Genomic DNA, 15,176 nt, shown 5'->3' on the forward strand with positions numbered 1-15,176 from the left:
CCCTTCTTGATGACCGGCACGTCCCCGTCCGATTTCGCCAAACGTCTGGACAAGACCGCTGATGACACCGAGGCCCTGCTCGGGCGCCTGCTGTCGGACGACATCCTGCCCGATGAGATCGCCCGGCCCAAGCGACTGATGGACGCAATGCGCTATTCGAGCCTCAACGGCGGCAAGCGCCTCCGGCCCTTCCTGGTGGTCGAGAGCGCGGCCGTGTTCGGCGTGTCCCGCGAAGCCGCGCTGCTCGTCGGTGCGGCGCTCGAATGCATCCACTGCTATTCGCTGATCCATGACGATCTGCCGGCGATGGACAATTCGGACCTGCGCCGCGGCCGCCCGACCCTGCACAAGAAGACCGACGACGCGACCGCGATCCTCGCCGGCGACGGCCTCCTGACACTCGCCTTCGACATCATCACCCGCGACGAGATTCATCGCGACGCCAATGTGAGGCTTTTGCTGACCCGCGCACTCGCGCGCTGCGCCGGCATCGGCGGCATGGTCGGCGGCCAGATCCTCGACCTCGCCGGCGAAGGCCGCTTTGGCGGCAACGAGCCGATCGACGTCGCCCGCATTCAGCAGATGAAGACCGGCGCGCTGCTGCGCTACGGCTGCATCGCCGGCGCGATCCTCGGCCAGGCCTCGCAAAAGGAATATCAGGCGCTCGACGATTACGGCCGCGCGCTCGGCGAAGCCTTCCAGATCGCCGACGACCTGCTCGACGTCGAAGGCGATGCCGCCGCGCTCGGCAAGCCTGCCGGCGCTGATGCAGCGCTCGGCAAGACCACCTTCGTCACCCAGCTCGGCATCGAAGGCGCCAAGCAGCGCGTGCGCGATCTGCTCGCGCGCGCCGACAGCGCCGTGTCGATCTTCGGCGAACGGGCCGCCGTGCTGCAAGCGGCTGCGCGGTTCGTGGCCGAACGGAAGAGCTGATAGCGCGATGGCGGGCGGCAGCAAGGAAGACCCCGCCCTCGCCCGCTTTCGCAAGATGTCGCGGCCGATGCGGCTGATTTATGCGCGTCCGCGGACGTTCATGTCGCTTGCCGTTGGTATTCTCGTCTGCCTGCTCATCCCGGGTTCGCACCGGCTGGTCACGCGGCTTGTGTTCGGCTGGGATGCGTTGATCGCCGTTTATCTGGTGCTGGTCTACGCGATGATGCTGTGCAACGACCACCAGCACATCCGCCGCGCCGCAGCGATGCAGGACGACGGTCGCTTCGTGATCCTGCTGGTGACGGCGATCGGCGCCTTCGCCAGCATCGCCGCGATCGTCTCCGAGCTTGGAACGCCGCATCGCGGCGGCCTGGAGCTGAGCATCGCAATCACCACCATCGTATTGTCATGGGCCGCCGTGCACACAATCTTCGCTCTGCATTACGCGCATGATTATTACCGGCACGCCACGCCGGGCGGCCTTCAGTTTCCCAGCGGCGACAAGGAAGACCACGCAGATTACTGGGACTTCGTCTATTTCTCGTTCGTGATCGGCATGACCGCGCAGGTCTCCGATGTCGGCATCTCCGACAAGACCATCCGCCGCACCGCCACCGCGCACGGCATCGTCTCATTCATCTACAACACGGCCTTGCTGGCGCTGACGGTCAACATCGCGGCGAGCGCGATCTCGACCTGAACTCATTTCCGCAATCCTAGTTACAGACCTCGGCATTGCCATCGTTGCCCGGGCCGCCGCCGCCGCGATATTCGAGATGGCAGCCGCGGTTGACCGCACGACAGCCACTGTTGTTGCAGAATAGCTGTCCGCCACTCGAGCGGCGGCTGGCGCCAGCGGCAGCAGCGATGCCCGCAGCGCCACCAAAGCCGCCGGCCGCTCCGGCAGCCTCACCGCCGGCCTGACGACGCTGCCGTGCGGGACGCTCGTCGCCGTCGTCCCGCTTGGCGGTCGCAGGCTTGGCGGTCGCAGGCTTGGCGGCACGCTGCTTCTCGCACTCGTTGTCGTCGTTGAGCGCATAGCCATCACGGCAGACGATCTTGGTGCATTTGTCGCCGTCGGTCTTGAAGCCGTGCTCGCAAACCAGCGGACAGACGCGCGACTGTTTCGACTTGACCGTGTCGAGTGCATCGGTGCTCGCCACCTTCACGTCGAGCTTGGTGCCGGCATAACGGTTGAACTGCGATAACGACCGCTGCGCGGATGTCGTCCAGTTGCCGTCGGCGGCGCCGGAGAAGCAGCCGACGCGGCCGAGCTCGGTCTGTACCGAGCGGCTGAGATCGGCCGGCGCGATGGCCGGCGTCAGCGAGGCGACGTTGGTGCCGGCAGGGCCCGCCGTGCTGGCGGGCGCTGCACTCGGCGCCGCGGCGGCGAGATTGACGCGCTGCTGCTCGGCAGCGGCCGCCTGCTGCTGCGCCTGCTCCTTGGCCTTTTGCGCCGCAAGCTGTATCTGCTCGGCGGCCTCCGCATCGGCGGCTGCCTTGGCCTGCGTATCCTTCTGCGCGCCAAGTGCGGCAAGACGATCGCGCTCGGCCTCGGCCTGTTTCGCCTTCTCGGTGGCCGCCGCATGAGCCTGCTCGGCGCCGATTTTCTCGAGTTGCAGCTTGGCAAGGCTCGCATAGAAGCCGTCGGGATGCTGGGCGAGAAAGGCCTCCCACGCCGGCCGGTTGCCGACCTGGAGCGCGAGCTCGTAATCGCGGCGGATGTCGGCCTGAGGGTTGGGCGCAGCGGCAGCCGCAGCGGTCACCTTGACCGGCACCAGCGGCACGTCCTCGCCGCCGAGCGAGCCATAGACGAACGGCTCCTGCTTATTACCTGTCGACTTGAGCACGTCGTCGCGCACGAAGCCGAAGGCACGGCGGACGTCTAGGCCGGGCCTCGTCAGATGCTTCGACAGCGCCACCGTAAAGGGGCTGTTCGCACCGTCGCCATCCTGCGCCGTGAAACCGGCCTTGGCCGAATAGGCGATCAGCGTGTTCGAGCTGGTCGGCTCGACCTGGGCGAGGCCGCGGCCGACGCCGCGCGAGGCGATCGTGCGCTTCATGGTCTTGCCGAACGGATTGTCACGGCAGGCATCCAGGATCACCAGGCGAAGCTGCTTAGCCGGTTCGACCGCGACCAGGACGCGGTCGAGGGAGAGCGCCTCGTCAAAGACGTCGGTGTCACGCTCCAGCTTGGCGTCGACAGGGATCAGATAGTTCGAGCCTTCGACCTCGAGGCCGTGGCCGGCATAATAGACCACGGCGATATCGGCATCGCGGGTCCGGTCGGCGAATTCGCGCAGCACACGCCGGGTTTCCTGCGCCGTCAGGTCGTGCCGGGAATCGACGATGTCGAACCCGGCCTCCTTCAGCGTCCGGGCCATCACCGAACCGTCATTGACGGGGTTCGTCAGCGACGGCGCATGCTGATAGGCGGAGTTGGCGATCACGAGCGCGACGCGCTTTCCGGCGAAAGCAGGCCCGGCGCCGAATAGCAGCGCGACGGCGAGGAGGACTGGGCAAAGTCTGAGCAATTTGCGCATGACACGACTTCCGATTTCGGGGCGATTCGCGCCCTTTGGGACGGCTTTAGCAGGGTCCGTCGCGGACGCTTGTAACGGAGGTCACGAAGATGGCGCCGGCGGCAAGCCGAAAGGTCCCCTTGTTCGTCGCGCCAGTCCGGCCGCGGTTCGCCGCCAAACAGGTGCGCAGCAGGTTCCCTCAGACATCCCCGATGTGGCCCCGATATTGCGGCAGATTATCCGTAATCTCGTGCCAGGGCGCCTTCGACCCCACGAAAATGTGGGCGCTCGGTCGGATCGAGGGGGCACCGACCAGGGTTCCCATGGCGACGTGGACCCATTTTCCGTCGCGCACCCGGGAATAAAGCAACGAGCCGCAGCGGGCGCAGTGGGCGTCGTGGGTGGTTTCGTCACCGTAGATGGTGAGCTGGTTCTCGCCTCTGACGATGCGGAGCTTGCCCTGCTCGATGCCGGCGAACGGCTTGAAGGCAGCGCCGGTGGTGCGGCGGCAATTCGAGCAATGGCAGTTCATCGCATAGGAGAACGCGTCCGCTACCTCGTAGCGCACGGCGCGGCAGCAGCATTCGCCGATCAGGAAGGGAGCGTTCGAATTCTCTGATCCGGTCATCACAGCGTCCCAGCAAATGGTACGGACACCATAGCGCATTTTGACGTGTACGACTAAGTTCGCCCTGAGCCATCATTCAAAGGGATGACCCATGAGCCAGAACCGTTCGAGCGTCGAAGCCGTCGTGCAATCTTACTTCGACGGACTTTACGAGGGTGATGCCGAAAAGCTCGGCGCCATCTTCCATCCCTCCGCCGATTTGCGCTGGGTCGAGAAGGGCGAGCTGCAGGTGCTGACCGTGCCGGACTGGCTCGACCGCGTGCGCAAGCGCCCCTCCGGCAAGGCCGAAGGCAAGCCGCGCGAGGATTTCATCGTCACGATTGACCGTTCGGACGACAAGACCGCCTTCATCAAGGTCCGATGCCAACTGCCGCCGCGTTTTTTCACGGACTATCTGGTGGCTATGAAGCTCGCCGATGGCTGGCAGATCGTATCGAAGTCTTACCGGTATGATCTGCGAGAGTGAGGGGCCTAATCTTCCGCTGCCCGAAATCGGGCACACTCCTCCCACATCCTCCGTCATTGCGAGCGCAGCGAAGCAAGCCAGAGTCTTTCCGCGGAGGAAGACCGGATTGCTTCGCTGCGCTCGCAATGACGATGCGGATGGAGTGCATGCCGCATCTCTCCTCCGCCCCCGTCTCGCTCAAAAGGTCCACCATGCTTCTCGACCGCCGTTCGCTGCTCGCCTCGCTGTACTGGATCGCCGCCTCCCCCGCGCTCGCCGCAGACGCGCAGCCTGAGCTCGAAACCTATGAGCGCGAGAGTGGCGGCCGGATCGGGGTCTATGCCGAGAACCTCGCGACCGGCGCAAGGCTCGCCTGGCGCGCCGACGAACGGTTCGTCATGTGCTCGACATTCAAGGCTTCGCTGGCGGCATGCGTCCTGGCGCGGGTCGATCGTGGCGAGGATCAGCTTGCGGCCATGATCCCGTACGGCAAGGCCGACCTGCTGGAGTACGCACCGGTCGCCAAGCAGAACATTGCCGCCGGCGCAATGTCGGTCACCGAGATGTGCAAGGCGATCGTCGAGCTCAGCGACAACACCTGCGCCAATTTATTGCTGGCGCGGATCGGCGGTCCCGCCGCACTCACCGCGTTCTGGCGGTCGCTCGGCGACACCGCCTCGCGGCTCGACCACAACGAGCCCGAGCTCAACCGCTCACCGCCCGGCGATCCCCGCGACACCACGACGCCGGCGGCGATGGCAGGCAATCTGCGCCGGCTGCTCACGGGCGAGGCGCTGTCGGCCACCTCGCGCGCGCAGCTCACGGAGTGGCTAGTGGGCTGCAAGACCGGTGCGAACCGGCTGCGTGGCGGGCTCCCCGCAAGCTGGAAGATCGGCGACAAGACCGGCAACAACGGCAAGGACGCATCCGGCGACATCGCGGTGGCCTGGCCCAAGCCCGATACGAAGCCCGATGCACCGATCCTGATCGCGGCCTATACCCAGGGCGGCACGCCGAGCGCGGCGCAGATCGAAACCGTGTTCGCACGCATCGGCCGCATGGTGGCCGAACGGCTGGCGTAAAGCCGCACGCATTGACGTTGCGACCGCTTCCGGGTGAAGACAGACCATCATGGAAGCGAAATTTCAGACCTTTCTCATCCTGCTCGCCGTGCTGGCGGGCACCGCGCTTGTCGCGCGCCGCTTCAACATCGCGCCCGCCATTCTGCTGATGCTCTCAGGTGTCGGCCTTGCCTTCGTGCCGGGCATGCCAGCGGTCGAACTGCCGCCGGAACTGGTGCTGCTGATGGTGCTGCCGCCGCTGATCTACTCGGCGAGCGTCGCGATGAGCTGGCGCGAGTTCAAAAAGAATCTTCGCCCGATCGTGCTGCTGGCGGTCGGTGCGGTGATCTTCACCGCGGCGTTGGTCGCAACCGCCACGCATTATTTCATCGGCCTGCCCTGGACGATCGGCTTCCTGCTCGGCGCCATCGTCGCGCCGCCCGACGTGGTGGCGCCGCTCGCGATCGCGCGCCGGCTGCATCTGCCGCGCAGGCTGATGGTCATCCTCGAAGGCGAAGGGCTCGCGAATGATGCCACCGCTCTGATCCTCTACCGCTTCGCGCTCGCCGCAATCATGGTCGGGCAATTCTCGCTGCCTCTGGCAGGCGGCGAGTTCTTGCTCATCGTCGCCGGCGAGATCGCCTTCGGCATCGGCGTCGGTTGGCTCTCCCTGCGGTTCCGCAAATGGTCGGGAGACCCGCAGGTCGAGCTGACACTGTCGCTGATCACGCCCTACGTGTCCTACTGGCTGCCCGAGCATCTCGGCGGCTCCGGCGTGATCGCCACCGTCGCCTGTGGCCTCTATGTGAGCTGGAATGGCCCGCTGCTGATCTCGGCATCGACGCGCCTGCAAGGCATCTTCTTCTGGGACCTCGTGATCTATCTGATCGAGGGCTTGCTGTTCCTGCTCACCGGATTCCAGATGCGCGCACTCTACGAGAAATCGAAGGCGTTCCCGCTCGACGACATCATGATTGCGACTGCCGTGGTGCTGGCGGTGGTCGTGATCGCGCGCTTCGCCTGGCTCTATCCCGCGACCTATCTGCCACGAATGCTCAGCAAGTCGCTGCGTGCGCGCGATCCGTCACCACCATGGCAATGGCCGTTCGTGCTTGCGCTCACCGGCGTGCGCGGCGCGGTGTCGCTGGCGGCAGCACTGGCGCTGCCGTTCACGCTGCCGGGCGGCGAGGCCTTCCCGTTTCGCGACCTGATCCTGTTCGTCGCGTTCGGCGTCATCTTCGTCACACTGATCGGCGTCGGCCTCACGCTGCCCCCCGTGGTTCGTTGGCTCGGTGTCGCGGAAGCCGGTCGCAACGAGCATGCCGCCGAGCACGAGGCCGAGATCGCGGCACGGCGCCAGGCCCTCGACGCGGCGCTAAAGTCGCTCGACGCGCTGACCGAGGAAAAGGACGTGTCCGACGAGGTGATGCGGCTCCTGCGCGCCCGCCACGAGATCCGGGTCAACCAGCTGCCGGACTCGCTCGATCCCACCCACCACGACGTCTCCGCCGCCGGCACCGCCCTGACCCGCCGTCTGATCGCCACCGAGCGCAAGTTCATCCACGAGCTGCTGCGCGAGGGCCAGATCACCGACGAGACGCGGCGGCGGATCGAGCGCGATCTGGACCTGGAGGAGGCAAGCTTGGCAAACCGGGAGTACCGGGGAGGGCCGCTATAGATTCCCGTCATTGCTAGGGGCGCGAACTACCGCCTCTCGCAAAATTCCCTCATCGCCACCGCCACGGCGCCCGCAATGATCTCCTGCCGCTCCGGGGAGTTCATCGCCATCTCCTCGTCGCGGTTGATGATGGAGCCCGCTTCGAGCAGCACTGCGGCGCTGCGGGTCTGCGAGAGCACAACGAGCCCGTCATAGCGGTAGACGCCGACATCCTTGTCGAGCAATTGGCGCCGGTAGCGGCCCATCACCGGCAGGGTGTACTGGCTGGCATAGTGCAGGTCCTGCTGCTTCAGCTGCCTGCCGATCATCCGGGCCAGCATCAGGCTGGCGGCGAAGTGCGGATTCCGCTGCGACACGAACAGAGAGTGGCCCGAAAAGCGGTCGCTGAAATAGCTGTTCGCGCCGTCGAACTCCCAGCTCCCGAGCAGCTTGTCCGGCACCGAATCGTGATGGATCGACAGGAAGAGATCGGCCCGGGCGTCATTCGCGGTGCTGACGCGCTTGAACAGGCTCGGCCGCGCCTTGCCGTCCGTGACGAGCAACCGGGTCGCGGCAAAGCCTTCGGCCTTGAGCCTCGCCGTAATCAGACTTGCAAGCCGGAAGTTGAAGCCGAACTCCGTGTCGTTGCGCGCGCTCAACGCGCCGTAGGAGTCCGGGGTGTGCCCGACATCCACGAGGATCCGGAATTTCGACAGCTCACACTTGACCGGCGCGTGCGGCGGCTTGGGTTTCGCGATTTTCCGCGCGATAGCAGCATGACCAGAGTCTGCAGGCGCCAGCGACCATAGCAAGATCGACGCGACCAGCGTCGAGACGAGACTTGCGATGATGCTGCGCGGCTGTCCCAAGTACTACTCCGCTGCCGCTGTTCGCGGCCGGCCGACAAAGCCTGTGACGTCACCGAAACGCTCCAGCATCACCGCGGAAAGGTCCTTGGCCTTGCTGGTGACGCAGGCGCCCGAGCGCACGGCATGGCGATCCTGATGCGCGGCCTGCGGCGGCGGCTCGCCCTGCTGAAGCGCCCGCGCCAGCTCCATCACGACTTTCCGGAAATGCATGATACCGAGATCGGTCGGACCGAGATGCTCGCGGGTGCGGTCGGCGATCGGGCCCTGGCTGTCCTGCACGGCCGCATCCTGTTCGGAGACGCCCTTGATGCCGGTGTAGCTCCTGGTCTTCTGCATCTTGCGGTCGATCAGATAGTCGTTGCCCTTGTGGCGCAGCGGCACGTAATTGTCGCCAACCTCCGCGATCACGCCGTTGCCGCGGTCAAAGACGTCGCGCTCGGCTTGCGTCAGCGGCCGTTCCGGATTCCAGGCATAGGTGTAGATCCAGTAATTGGTGTCGGTGACGGGCACGAAAGTCTGCCCAAAGATGTTCTCACCCGGCATCGCGCTCGGGGCATAGGCGTGGAACGGCATCAGAAATTGCGCAATGCGCCAGTAGATGTTGTCGCCGCCGGTGAGCCGCCCGCCGGCGATGGTGAGGCCCGCTGCGTGCGCGGCGATCTTGATCACAGGGCGCGGATCCTCCGCGATCCAGCGCATGTGATCGCTCGACATCCGCGCGATCGGATTCACGAAATGCTTCTTGATGTCCAGGATCTCGTTCTCCTCCTTGTCGAAGGAGAGATGGGCGAAGGTGAAATGCGCGGTGTCGATCGAGCCTTCCAGCGCCTGCACCCAGTTGCAGTCCTGCCATTTCTTGCTGACATAGCGGTGCGAGCGGCAGCAGTGCCATTTCGAGATCGGGCAGCTCGGGCATCGCATCCGCGGGACCCATATAGGCCCAGATCATCTCGCCCCATTCGCGCGCCGGATAGGATTTGATGCGGATGAGATCCTTGGCGTTGAGGTCGGGATAGGAGGTCGGCATGTCGACGCAGCGGCCGTCGGTGTCGAACTTCCAGCCGTGATAGACACAGCGGATGCCGCATTCCTCGTTGCGCCCGAGCCAGAGATTGGCGCCGCGATGCGGGCAGTATTGATCGATGATTCCGACAACGCCGCGCGTATCGCGGAAGGCGAGCAGCTCCTCGCCGAGAACGATGATCTTCTTCGGCTCGCCGTCGGGTTCAGGGAGTTCTTCGGACAGCAGCACAGGAATCCAGAACCGGCGCAACAATTCGCCCATGCCCGTACCAGAGCCCGACTCGGTCAGGAATTTGTTGTCCTCGGCGCGGAGCATGGAAAATCCTCCCGACGGTCGTTGTTGCCGGCAAGATTGGCGCGGACGCGGGAAGACGTCAACGCGGAACGCGGCGCGCAGGCCGGTTAAACCGGCCGCTCCCCCTTCACCGTCACGCGCGTGCCGGAGCGCGTGTGCGGCCAATAATCCCACATCGCGCGGTGCTGGGTGCAGCGGTTGTCCCAGAAGGCGATGGCATTCTCTGTCCAGCGAAAGCGGCACTGGAACAGCGGATTCTCGGCGTGCTGGTAGAGATAGGCAAGCATCGCCTCGCTCTCGTCGCGCGGGATGCCGTTGATGTGGCGGGTGAAGCCGCGGTTGACGTAGAGCGCCTTCTTGCCGGTGACCGGATGCGTGCGCACCACGGGATGCTCGGCACTCGGATAGGACGGGCGGTCGGCGACGCCGTAATTGGCGTAGAGCCCGCGATAGATCGGCTCGCCGTCATGCAACGCAGTCAGCCCGTCGAGATAGGCCTTCATCCGGTCCGACAGCGCCTCGTAGGCCGCATACATGTTGGCGAACAGCGTGTCGCCGCCGCGCGGCGGGCACTGCTTGATGTAGAGGATCGAGCCCATCGGCGGCTCGTGATCGCAGGACACGTCGGAATGCCAGCCCTCGCCATTGGCCCGCGGCGAATTCGCATCCGCATAGATCTTCATCAGGGCCGGGTCTTCATCCTCATGCGGCGCGGCGGGATGGAAATGCAGCTCACCGAACTTGCGGCCGAAGGCGAGATGCTGTTGTGGCGTGATGTGCTGGTCGCGGAAGAAGATGACGAGGTTTTCGGCAAGCGCGCGGTGGACCTCGTCCATCTGCCGGTTGGAGCGCGCATCGTCGGAGACGAGCTTGCCGATGTCGACGCCCGAGATTTCCGCGCCGATGATCGGGGTCAGCTTTTCGACCGCGATGGTCTCGTAAGGCGCGCCGTCGTCCGTCGCGTGGCGATAGCGCGGGCCCTGCTTGCCGGCGAGTGAGCTCATGGCGTGTCTCCCGATGCATTCTTGCTTGGGAGCATCGTAGCAATGTAGGGCGGCTTAGCGAAGCGTAACCCGCCACTTCGCGCCTGCAAAAATAAGGCGGGTTACGCTTTCGCTAACCCGCCCTACGATTCCTGATCTGGAGCAGAACTATTCCGCCGCGGTCACCGGCACCTTGGCGCCCTGGCCGTAGCGCTGCTCGATGTAGTCGATCACGAGTGCTTTGAAGTCGGCGGAGATGGTCGGGCCGCGCAGGGTGCGGAACTTCTTGCCGTCGACGAACACCGGGGCAGCCGGCGCCTCGCCCGTGCCCGGCAGCGAGATGCCGATATTGGCGTGCTTGGATTCGCCGGGGCCGTTGACGATGCAGCCCATCACCGCGACGTTGAGCTCTTCCACGCCGGGATATTTCGTCTTCCAGGTCGGCATCTCGTCGCGGATGAAACCTTGGATCGAGCTGGCCAGTTCCTGGAATGTGGTCGAGGTGGTGCGGCCACAGCCGGGGCACGCCGCAACCAGCGGCACGAATGTGCGGAAACCCATGGTCTGCAAGAGCTCCTGGCCGACCTGCACCTCGCGGGTGCGGTCGCCGCCGGGCTCCGGCGTCAGCGAGATGCGGATGGTGTCGCCGATGCCCTGCTGCAACAGGATGCCGAGCGCGGCCGAGGACGCCACGATGCCCTTGGTGCCCATGCCGGCCTCGGTCAGGCCGAGATGGATCGCGTAGTCGGAACGGCTGGCGAGATCCTGATAGACCGCGATCAGATCCTGCACGGCCGAGACTTTGGCCGAGAGGATGATGCGATTCTTCGGCATGCCGAGTTCCTCGGCGCGCGCGGCCGAGAGCAGCGCGGATTGCACCATGGCCTCGCGCGTCACCGCGCGCACGTCGCGCGGATCGGGGGAGGCGGCGTTCTCGTCCATCAGCTTGGTCAAGAGCTCCTGGTCGAGCGAGCCCCAATTGGCGCCGATGCGCACCGGCTTGTTGTTCTTGTTGGCGATCTCGATGATGTCGGCGAACTGGGTGTCGCGCTTGTCCTTGAAGCCGACATTGCCGGGATTGATGCGATATTTGGCGAGCGCCTCGGCGCAGGCCGGATAGGCGGCGAGCAGCTTGTGGCCGATATAGTGAAAGTCGCCGATCAGCGGCGTGGTGATGCCGCGCTTGAGCAGGCCGTCGCGGATGTGCGGGACGGCAGCGGCGGCCTCCTCGCGGTCCACGGTGATGCGGACCATTTCGGAGCCCGCGCGGGCGAGCGCTGCGACCTGGGCAATGGTGCCGTCGATATCGGCGGTGTCGGTGTTGGTCATTGACTGCACGACGATCGGGGCACCGCCGCCGACGGCAACGTCGCCGACCTTGACCTGGGTGGTCTTGTGCCGGGGCGCGGGGCCCGCGACGTCGGAATCGATGGTTTTTTCGAGCTTGTTCATGGCGTCCAAATATCAGGTTTTGGTGACGTTCAGCAATGCATCGCGCGGCGCCGCAGCGGATTGACTGGGACGGTTAACCAGAAAAAGCCCAGCAATGACAAGGAGGGCGGCAGCCCCGAATGTCAGGTTCAGCGTGTCGTGCATGATGAAATAGCTACCCACCACGCCAAACAAAGGGGTGATGAAGGTAAAAGCCGACAATTTGCTGGCCGAATAGGTCTTCACCAGCGCGAACCAAAGCGTGAACGTGGTTCCCACGACCCAGATCGCCTGGAAGGCCATCAGGCCCAGCGACAGCGGCGACGGCGTGTGGGGGATGGTCTCCCCGAACAGCCAGGCGGCCAGCCCCAGGATCGGGATCGAGGTCGCGACCTGATAGCCCAGAGCCTTCTCGGGCGCCGCGAAGCGCAGCCGCGTGCCCTTGGCAACTAGCGTGGTCGCCGCCCACAGCGCGGCGCCGCCGACGATCATGAGATCGCCGAGCAGGACATGCGAATCGACGTTGGGCTGCGGCACGCCGATCGCGAGCGCGACACCGGCAAAGCTGATGGCGAGCCCCAGCCATTGCGTCCCGCCAAGTCGCTCGCCGAGCACCTGGTAGGAGCCGAGCGCGACGAAGAACGGCGCGGTGTAGAGGAACACGACCGCCCGCGATGCTGGTGTGAACCGCAGGCCCTGGAAGATCAGCACGAACTCGATGCCGAACATCAGTCCGGCGATGACGCCGGGCTTCCAGGTGCCGTCGCGCTCGAAGAATTTAACGCCGCGCAAGCTGCCGATGATGAACAGCACCGGCAGCGCGCCCATCGAGCGGAACGTGGCCTGAAGCATCGGCGGAATGTCCGGCAGCACCAGCTTCACGGCGATCTGGTTGAACCCCCAGGTCAGGCACAGCATGAGCATCAGGGCGATGGCGCCGGCACTGAGGGGACGACCGGCGGACGGTATGGCTTGAGGTGAGGACATTTCTTCCTAAAAACCGGCTTTGCGCCGTTGTTGCTCTATGCGGCTTTCTGACAATGCGCACAAACGCCCGTGATTTCCACCACCGACAATTTGGGAGCGAAGCCTGAGCTGCGCGCGGCGGCGTTGAGGTCCTTGGCGAAGGATGCCGACGGAATCTCACCGACCAGGCCGCAGCGCTCGCAGATCAGGAACGTCACCGCCGAGATCGCGTCGTGGTCGTGAGCGGCGCAGGCGAGATAGGCGTTGCGGCTTTCGATCCGGTGCACGAGGCCGTTGGCCATCAGGAAATCGAGAGCACGATAGACCGTGATCGGCGCCGGCCGCGACATCGACTTCGCCAGTTCGTCGATGACCTCATAGGCGCCGAGCGGCCGGTGGCTCGAGAGCAGCGCCCCCAATACATGGCGGCGTATAGGCGTGAATTTCTGCGCGCGCTCTCCGCAAACGGCCTCGGCATGCGCCAGCGCATCCGCGGTGCAGCGGCCGTGATCGTGATCGGGCGCGGGAAATGCCGGTTTTGCGAGGGTCATGCGACCGGCGTTCTAGCATTTCGAAAGGGGAACCCAAAGCAGGACCGGCGATGCGGCCAGCAGCCATGCTCGGCCTGCGGGACAGCGTCCCGCAAACCCGCCATGAAATAATCATAAGCTTGCTTATTATATTGCAAGCTTATTGGAGACCAAGCTCATGAGCCCAGGGCCCGTGGACCAGAACTTCCTGTTTACGCTCGCCGAGCTCTATCGCCTGCTCCGGGTCTATGCCGACAAGGAAGCCTCGCGCTTCGGCATCACCCGCGCGCAATGGGCGGTGCTGGCCAAGGTCGAGCGCAGCGAAGGCATGAAGCAGTCGGAACTCGCCGAGCTTCTCGAGGTGCAGCCGATCACGCTGACGCGCCTGATCGACAAACTCTGTGACAGCGACTGGATCGAGCGACGCAACGATCCTTCGGATCGCCGCGTCAAGCGGCTGTACCTGAAGAAGGCCGGGCGGCAGTTGCTCGGGCGGATGAGCGGGCTGAAGTCCGAGCTCACGGCCAACGCGCTCGACGGCATCACTCCGGCGGACGCCCATCGCCTCCTCACCCAACTCGAAACAATCAAGGAAAACGTGCGGTCCGCGATCCAGAGCAGCGGAGCGGAACAAGCGCGTAAGGAGCAACGCTATGGCTGATCAGGTTCTCAAGTTCCAGCCCGAGCAGAAAATCGACGGCGGCAAGCCCACCAAGAAAGCCGGCACCGATCCGCGCCGCCGCCTGGTGGCGGGCCTGCGCCGCTATCGCCGCGTGCTGCTCCTGGTTGTGCTGCCGCTCGTCGTCGCGGTTGCCGGCTTCACCTTCTATCTCAATGGCGGCCGTTACGTCGGCACTGATGACGCCTATGTCGGCGCGCAGAAAGTGCTGGTGACCCCTGATATCTCCGGCAAAATCCAGAAGGTCGTCGTCAAGGAAGGTCAGGTCGTCAAGCACGGCGACGAGTTGTTCGAGATCGACCCCGCTCCGTTCCGTCATGCGTTGGAAGAAGCCAAAGCGCAACTCGCCCAAGCCCGCATCACCTATGACAATCTTGTTGCCAACATCAAGATCTACGGTGACATGCTCAATCTTGCCCAGCAGGGCATGGACCTGAAGCAGCGCGACGTCGAACGCAAGCAGTCGCTGGTGAAGAACAATTACGGCTCGCAGCTCGATCTCGACAACGCGTCCAATGCACTGGTTACCGCCGGCGCGCAGGCGCAATACATCAAGCAGCAACTCTCCAATGCCAAGACCCAATTGCTGGGGAATCCCGAGTTGCCGCTGGAGCAATTCCCCGCCTACGCGCAAGCGAAAGCCAAGCTGGACGATGCCCAGCGCAACCTCGACCACACCGTGCTGCGCGCGCCGATGGATGGCGTGGCAACACAGGTCGAACAGATCCAGCTCGGCCGCTACGTCGCCGCCGGCACGCCGGTGTTCTCCATCATCGACGTGGCCCATCCCTGGGTCGACGCCAATCCGAAGGAGAGCGACCTCACCTACGTCACCGAAGGACAGCCGGTCACGCTCGAGGTCGACGCGTTCCCGAACCATACCTTCAAGGGCAAGATCGGCTCGCTCTCGCCCGGCACCGGCGCGCAATTCGCGATCCTGCCGCCGCAGAACGCCAGCGGCAATTTCGTCAAGGTGGTGCAGCGCGTGCCGATCCGCATCTATTTCGACGAGACCGACAAATACGTACGCAAGCTGAAGGCCGGCATGAGCGTTTACGCCACCATCGACACCGGCCACCAGCGCTCGCTCGCCGGTCTGCTCGGCCTGTCGGCGACCGCGAGCCAAGACAAAGATCAGGACAAGGACTAATCCT

The 15,176-nt window shown here is 64.8% G+C and carries 16 protein-coding genes and 1 pseudogene; 8 read left to right on the top strand and 9 right to left on the bottom strand.

Annotated features, from left to right (window positions below):
* Positions 1–9 precede the first annotated feature (9 nt).
* Together IVB42_RS07535 and IVB42_RS07540 are read left to right on the top strand one after the other, a co-directional pair.
* Positions 10–933, top strand: a complete 924-nt coding sequence (locus IVB42_RS07535; RefSeq protein WP_085361935.1) for a polyprenyl synthetase family protein — start codon at positions 10–12, stop codon at positions 931–933.
* A gap of 7 nt (positions 934–940) precedes the next feature.
* The gene (locus IVB42_RS07540; RefSeq protein ID WP_018455920.1) at positions 941–1,633 is read left to right on the top strand and encodes a DUF1345 domain-containing protein; all 693 of its coding nucleotides are present in this window, start codon (positions 941–943) and stop codon (positions 1,631–1,633) included.
* A 16-nt stretch (positions 1,634–1,649) separates the two neighbouring features.
* On the opposite strand, the gene IVB42_RS07545 is transcribed toward IVB42_RS07540, so the two are convergent.
* Together IVB42_RS07545 and IVB42_RS07550 are read right to left on the bottom strand one after the other, a co-directional pair.
* The gene (locus IVB42_RS07545; RefSeq protein WP_247295918.1) at positions 1,650–3,476 is read right to left on the bottom strand and encodes a caspase family protein; all 1,827 of its coding nucleotides are present in this window, start codon (positions 3,474–3,476) and stop codon (positions 1,650–1,652) included.
* Positions 3,477–3,654: 178 nt separating this feature from the next.
* Positions 3,655–4,083 (bottom strand): GFA family protein, encoded by a 429-nt coding sequence (locus IVB42_RS07550; RefSeq protein ID WP_247394056.1) that lies wholly within the window; start codon positions 4,081–4,083, stop codon positions 3,655–3,657.
* A 91-nt stretch (positions 4,084–4,174) separates the two neighbouring features.
* On the opposite strand from IVB42_RS07550, the gene IVB42_RS07555 reads away from it, so the two are divergent.
* The 3 genes from IVB42_RS07555 (at position 4,175) to IVB42_RS07565 (ending at position 7,267) form a co-directional block, all read left to right on the top strand.
* On the top strand, positions 4,175–4,549 hold the full coding sequence (locus IVB42_RS07555) for a nuclear transport factor 2 family protein (protein WP_007598116.1): 375 nt from the start codon (positions 4,175–4,177) through the stop codon (positions 4,547–4,549).
* 191 nt (positions 4,550–4,740) lie between these two features.
* Positions 4,741–5,610: a class A beta-lactamase gene (gene bla / locus IVB42_RS07560; protein WP_026233052.1), complete on the top strand. Its 870-nt coding sequence runs from the start codon at positions 4,741–4,743 to the stop codon at positions 5,608–5,610.
* Between the two features lie 49 nt (positions 5,611–5,659).
* Positions 5,660–7,267 carry a Na+/H+ antiporter gene (locus IVB42_RS07565; protein ID WP_247394059.1) on the top strand — a complete coding sequence of 536 codons (1,608 nt, stop codon included), beginning with the start codon at positions 5,660–5,662 and terminating at the stop codon, positions 7,265–7,267.
* 26 nt (positions 7,268–7,293) lie between these two features.
* Here IVB42_RS07565 and IVB42_RS07570 read toward each other — a convergent pair whose 3' ends face one another.
* The 3 genes and pseudogenes from IVB42_RS07570 to IVB42_RS42235 all read right to left on the bottom strand — a co-directional run.
* The gene (locus IVB42_RS07570; protein ID WP_018455915.1) at positions 7,294–8,115 is read right to left on the bottom strand and encodes an N-acetylmuramoyl-L-alanine amidase; all 822 of its coding nucleotides are present in this window, start codon (positions 8,113–8,115) and stop codon (positions 7,294–7,296) included.
* Between the two features lie 3 nt (positions 8,116–8,118).
* Positions 8,119–9,036, bottom strand: coding sequence for a hypothetical protein (locus IVB42_RS07575; RefSeq protein ID WP_247398898.1), 918 nt, complete (start codon positions 9,034–9,036; stop codon positions 8,119–8,121).
* Positions 9,037–9,145: 109 nt separating this feature from the next.
* Positions 9,146–9,319, bottom strand: a pseudogene (locus IVB42_RS42235) (Rieske 2Fe-2S domain-containing protein); the annotation flags it as partial.
* On the opposite strand from IVB42_RS42235, the gene IVB42_RS42240 reads away from it, so the two are divergent.
* Positions 9,251–9,544 carry a hypothetical protein gene (locus IVB42_RS42240; RefSeq protein ID WP_247398962.1) on the top strand — a complete coding sequence of 98 codons (294 nt, stop codon included), beginning with the start codon at positions 9,251–9,253 and terminating at the stop codon, positions 9,542–9,544. The pseudogene IVB42_RS42235 and the gene IVB42_RS42240 overlap by 69 nt on opposite strands.
* On the opposite strand, the gene IVB42_RS07585 is transcribed toward IVB42_RS42240, so the two are convergent.
* The 4 genes from IVB42_RS07585 to IVB42_RS07600 form a co-directional block, all read right to left on the bottom strand.
* On the bottom strand, positions 9,541–10,437 hold the full coding sequence (locus IVB42_RS07585) for a TauD/TfdA family dioxygenase (RefSeq protein ID WP_204513101.1): 897 nt from the start codon (positions 10,435–10,437) through the stop codon (positions 9,541–9,543). The two genes, IVB42_RS42240 and IVB42_RS07585, sit on opposite strands and share 4 nt — an antisense overlap.
* 147 nt (positions 10,438–10,584) lie before the next feature.
* Positions 10,585–11,868: a flavodoxin-dependent (E)-4-hydroxy-3-methylbut-2-enyl-diphosphate synthase gene (gene ispG / locus IVB42_RS07590; RefSeq protein WP_018455912.1), complete on the bottom strand. Its 1,284-nt coding sequence runs from the start codon at positions 11,866–11,868 to the stop codon at positions 10,585–10,587.
* Between the two features lie 12 nt (positions 11,869–11,880).
* The gene (locus IVB42_RS07595; protein ID WP_026233051.1) at positions 11,881–12,834 is read right to left on the bottom strand and encodes a DMT family transporter; all 954 of its coding nucleotides are present in this window, start codon (positions 12,832–12,834) and stop codon (positions 11,881–11,883) included.
* A gap of 35 nt (positions 12,835–12,869) precedes the next feature.
* Positions 12,870–13,364, bottom strand: a complete 495-nt coding sequence (locus IVB42_RS07600; protein ID WP_018455910.1) for a transcriptional repressor — start codon at positions 13,362–13,364, stop codon at positions 12,870–12,872.
* 157 nt (positions 13,365–13,521) lie between these two features.
* Here IVB42_RS07600 and IVB42_RS07605 point away from each other — a divergent pair, with 157 nt between their 5' ends.
* Both IVB42_RS07605 and IVB42_RS07610 read left to right on the top strand, forming a co-directional pair.
* A complete protein-coding gene (locus IVB42_RS07605; RefSeq protein WP_026233050.1) occupies positions 13,522–14,004 on the top strand; it encodes a MarR family transcriptional regulator in 483 nt (160 codons plus the stop codon).
* Entirely contained in the window at positions 13,997–15,172 is a 1,176-nt protein-coding gene (locus tag IVB42_RS07610; protein ID WP_018455908.1) for an HlyD family secretion protein, read from the top strand. The genes IVB42_RS07605 and IVB42_RS07610 overlap by 8 nt, the downstream gene beginning before the upstream one ends.
* Positions 15,173–15,176: the final 4 nt, after the last annotated feature.

Source organism: Bradyrhizobium sp. 45 (genome assembly GCF_023073155.1).
GTDB classification, from domain to species: domain Bacteria; phylum Pseudomonadota; class Alphaproteobacteria; order Rhizobiales; family Xanthobacteraceae; genus Bradyrhizobium; species Bradyrhizobium canariense_D.

Bases quoted from the DNA above. Each gene is read 5' to 3' on its own strand.
- IVB42_RS07535 (WP_085361935.1), top strand. From the start codon at position 10: ATGACCGGCACGTCCCCGTCCGATTTCGCCAAACGTCTGGACAAGACC.
- IVB42_RS07540 (WP_018455920.1), top strand. From the start codon at position 941: ATGGCGGGCGGCAGCAAGGAAGACCCCGCCCTCGCCCGCTTTCGCAAG.
- IVB42_RS07545 (WP_247295918.1), bottom strand. From the start codon at position 3,476: ATGCGCAAATTGCTCAGACTTTGCCCAGTCCTCCTCGCCGTCGCGCTG.
- IVB42_RS07550 (WP_247394056.1), bottom strand. From the start codon at position 4,083: ATGACCGGATCAGAGAATTCGAACGCTCCCTTCCTGATCGGCGAATGC.
- IVB42_RS07555 (WP_007598116.1), top strand. From the start codon at position 4,175: ATGAGCCAGAACCGTTCGAGCGTCGAAGCCGTCGTGCAATCTTACTTC.
- bla (WP_026233052.1), top strand. From the start codon at position 4,741: ATGCTTCTCGACCGCCGTTCGCTGCTCGCCTCGCTGTACTGGATCGCC.
- IVB42_RS07565 (WP_247394059.1), top strand. From the start codon at position 5,660: ATGGAAGCGAAATTTCAGACCTTTCTCATCCTGCTCGCCGTGCTGGCG.
- IVB42_RS07575 (WP_247398898.1), bottom strand. From the start codon at position 9,036: ATGCGATGCCCGAGCTGCCCGATCTCGAAATGGCACTGCTGCCGCTCG.
- IVB42_RS07585 (WP_204513101.1), bottom strand. From the start codon at position 10,437: ATGAGCTCACTCGCCGGCAAGCAGGGCCCGCGCTATCGCCACGCGACG.
- ispG (WP_018455912.1), bottom strand. From the start codon at position 11,868: ATGAACAAGCTCGAAAAAACCATCGATTCCGACGTCGCGGGCCCCGCG.
- IVB42_RS07595 (WP_026233051.1), bottom strand. From the start codon at position 12,834: ATGTCCTCACCTCAAGCCATACCGTCCGCCGGTCGTCCCCTCAGTGCC.
- IVB42_RS07600 (WP_018455910.1), bottom strand. From the start codon at position 13,364: ATGACCCTCGCAAAACCGGCATTTCCCGCGCCCGATCACGATCACGGC.
- IVB42_RS07605 (WP_026233050.1), top strand. From the start codon at position 13,522: ATGAGCCCAGGGCCCGTGGACCAGAACTTCCTGTTTACGCTCGCCGAG.
- IVB42_RS07610 (WP_018455908.1), top strand. From the start codon at position 13,997: ATGGCTGATCAGGTTCTCAAGTTCCAGCCCGAGCAGAAAATCGACGGC.